This window comes from Deltaproteobacteria bacterium, assembly GCA_020845775.1.
In the GTDB taxonomy this organism is placed as follows: Bacteria; Bdellovibrionota_C; UBA2361; order SZUA-149; family JADLFC01; genus JADLFC01.
Genome location: JADLFC010000043.1, coordinates 1 through 3351 on the forward strand (window position 1 = coordinate 1; position 3351 = coordinate 3351).

At 44.2% G+C, this 3351-nt stretch carries 3 protein-coding genes; all 3 read right to left on the bottom strand.

The annotated features are described in order from the left end of the window. A partial coding sequence (gene ysxC / locus IT291_03020; GenBank protein MCC6220193.1) for a ribosome biogenesis GTP-binding protein YsxC occupies positions 1-639 on the bottom strand: 639 nt, incomplete at its 3' end. 22 nt (positions 640-661) lie between these two features. Next, positions 662-2191, bottom strand: coding sequence for a M23 family metallopeptidase (locus IT291_03025; protein MCC6220194.1), 1530 nt, complete (start codon positions 2189-2191; stop codon positions 662-664). After that, positions 2188-3213, bottom strand: coding sequence for an RNA polymerase factor sigma-32 (locus IT291_03030; protein MCC6220195.1), 1026 nt, complete (start codon positions 3211-3213; stop codon positions 2188-2190). The genes IT291_03025 and IT291_03030 overlap by 4 nt, the downstream gene beginning before the upstream one ends. Between the last annotated feature and the right edge of the window lie 138 nt (positions 3214-3351).

The following is a 3351-nucleotide window of genomic DNA, read 5'->3' on the forward strand; positions in this document are numbered from 1 at the left end:
GCATCGCGCACACACTTCCTGCGCTAAAGTGTCCATGGCTAGTTTTCTCTTGCCAATAAGACTTGTGGCAAAGATTTTAGGGTTATAGGCGGCTAAAGCGGTTTTTACTTTGCCCTTAGCTTGCGACAGTTCGTTGCGGCTAAGCTTATCGGCCTTGGTCAACACAACTATGAGGCGCTTTTCCCGAGCGACGTTGCAAATCCACTGCTCCTCCTCTTGCACCTCTCTCCTAGAATCGTGCAGCAATAACAAAGTTTTTAGATTCGAGTTATTAAACAAATATGCCTCAAGCAATTCAGCCCAGCGCTTCTTCTCGGACCACTTAGTCTTTGCAAAACCATACCCTGGGACATCGACAAAATAAGCACTATACTTAAGCTCCTTTCCGTCTTCTCGCACAGCTATTATCTCTATCTCAAAGTAATTAAGCGCAGAAGTGCGACCAGGGGTTTTGCTGGTTTTTGCTAGCTTTTTTTGACCACAAAGAGCATTTAGCAAACTAGATTTTCCAACATTAGACCTCCCAAAAAAAGCAACTTCCGGATAAGGAAAGTGCTTTAAATCTTTGGCATGATGAATAGACGTAACGTAAGAAGCGTTAACGATGCGAAACGTTGTAGGCGTTAGGGATTGCTCCATGTGCTTAAAGCAAAGTCCCCTGTTATGGCTCTATCCTGGTCACTACTTTTAAGCCAAGCGCTTTCTTAGTATTCGTTATAGTATCGTCAATGTGCTCTTGAATCCAACGAGCATCCCACCATTCTAAGGGACGAACTGGCACACCATGCAGCCTCATCTCAAAATGCAAGTGATCTCCCTCAGCAAAACCGCTATTTCCAGTCTTTCCTATAACATCTCCCTTATTAACAGAGTCACCCTCTCGTGCGGATATGTCCGATAAATGTGCATACAGCGTATACAACCCAAAGCCGTGATCTAAAATTATCGCGCTGCCATAAAGCCCCAACCTATCGGCAAAAACAACTTTGCCAGAATTGGCAGCACGCACACTGGTATTTGCATAGGACGCCAAGTCTTCTCCAATATGAAGCGAGCTCCCGGCATCTAATTCGCCAAAGCGATACATGCGCTCCTCGCCAAAAGGCGACTGACTCGCAGAGCCTGAGAGCCGACTAAATACTCCAGTCCATAGCCTAGAAGCCCGCGGACGCGCAAACAGCGGTTCTGCTAAAGTTTCGATCTTCTGGCGATAGTCCTCATTTATAAGGCGAAATTGCTCCACCAAGCCTTTCGGCGTAGTAGCTAAGGAGACTCCATCGAGCGTAGTAATCTTTAGCTTATCTCTAAGTATCGCGTAATCCTTGATGATTCGCTCTATGCTATTTCTTAAAAACGCCTCGGAAAGTTCTACTACGCGACTGCCATATTTTCTTTCCTGAACTCTGTAATACATAGAACCAGAAGCAACATTGCCCACGCCATCAGTTGCAAAGAGCTCTATCCTATCGCGATCTACGTCGAACTCCAGAGGGATGGCAAAGAAAGAAAAATACACATCCGGTCTCTCCTTGTAATCCTCATCCAGTCTGCTCGCCAGAAAACCAGGAAAAAACTCTTGCCCTACTTTTACGCCGCTAAAGGAATCTTGCTTTTCGTCCAAGCGATAAAACACCAAACCAACCCCGCCTACCACGACATTGTGCTGCGTTGTAATAGCCGCGAGTCTTGGCGGCGTATAGTCCACTGTAAGGTCAAGTTCAAATAAGCTCTTATTGCTCCAAAGACTGCGATCAAAAGCTAAAACGCGAATCTTCACTTCCCCCTCTCTAAAACCCTCTTCCCTTCCGTCTATATTAACAAATACCGCATCCTCATTTTTCTTAAGTTTATACGATACTCTCTCAAGCTCCTTAATCTCGCCGTCTTGCTCACTTCTAACTATGACCTCGTCTATTCCAGCGCCGACATCGGCGACATCAATTCTCATTTTTAGTGGATTTGAGCCTATGCCAGCTGGGATTTCCTGCACCTTAATTGTAGGCTCATCCTTTTCGAGAAAATTCTGGTAAAGCTCCTGCCAACCCGTATACGCCGGATAAATCAGCGCAGTAATAATAATCAAAAACACCAGATCGACTGCTTTCTTGCGCCCGCTTTTTTTCCCCGTACTCATCTTACCAGAACTCACGCTGTGTAATGCAGTGGTATTATTTTGTCTCGTTCCCATCATCCATCCTCGCTAGCAAAAGGCACATCCTGCATATCGCCAATATCGAGCTTCTCTTGGAGATACGACTTTAAACGGAGCTTTAATTGGGATTCTATCTGTCTAATTCTCTCTCGACTTAAACCAAAGTCATCTGCAAGCTCTTGCAAAGTTACAGGCTCATCCGTAAACAACCTGCGCTCAATTATAGCCTTTTCCTTTTCATCCAATTCCTTTTCCAATTCGGCTATTGCCTCGCGCAAGGCTTTAGAAAACTGCTCTCTAGCCACGATCTCCTCAGCCGTATCTGACTTATCTGGAAGGACACTGTGAAAATCCATATTTTCACTCTCGCCATTTCCAGATACTGGGGCATCGACGCTTAAATCCGGAAGTGCCAAGCGCTGCTGCATTTCAATCACTTCCGCCTCGCGAACATTTAGTCTCTTTGCGAGGAGCTTAGCTTCTGGCACAAAACCTTCGGATTCAAGCTTTTCTTTCTCCTTATTTAAATTAAAAAAAAGCTTCCTTTGAGCCTGAGTAGTGCCAATTTTTACTAGCCTAAGATTATTAATTATATAGCGCAACATATACGCTCTAATCCAATAGGCAGCATAAGAAGGGAAACGCGTTCCACGAAATGGATCGAATTGATTCACAGCCTCCATTAAACCTATGTTTCCTTCTTGAATAAGATCTATCATGTTTTGAAAATTGCGCTGATATTCCCTGGCAATTACCACTACCAAACGCAGATTGGCCAAAACTAACTTATAACCAGCCACTTTATCGCCAGACTTATGATAGCGCACTGCAAGCTCGTGTTCCTCCTGGCGCGTTAGTGTCGGCAAACTCCGAATCTCAGAAATGTAGCTTTGCAGCGGATCGTAATTGGTTAACTCACTAGACGATCTCGGCAATGTTTCCCATTCTGCCGACCAATCATAATCGTCCGCAATACTTGAAAGGTCGCGAACGTCTTCCAAACCCTTAGTGGGATCTTCAAAATTCCCCCGTTCATCGGCATCTTCTTTTGCGTTTTTCATCAAGCGTTAATACTATACCGTTTCCAAAAAGTAAGTTAAATATTTTACTTTTTGGAAACGGTATTTGTTGTTTATTGGCAAGTGCTTACGCACTTGCTGTTTATACCATTTACAAAAATCCTTTTTGTAAATGGTATA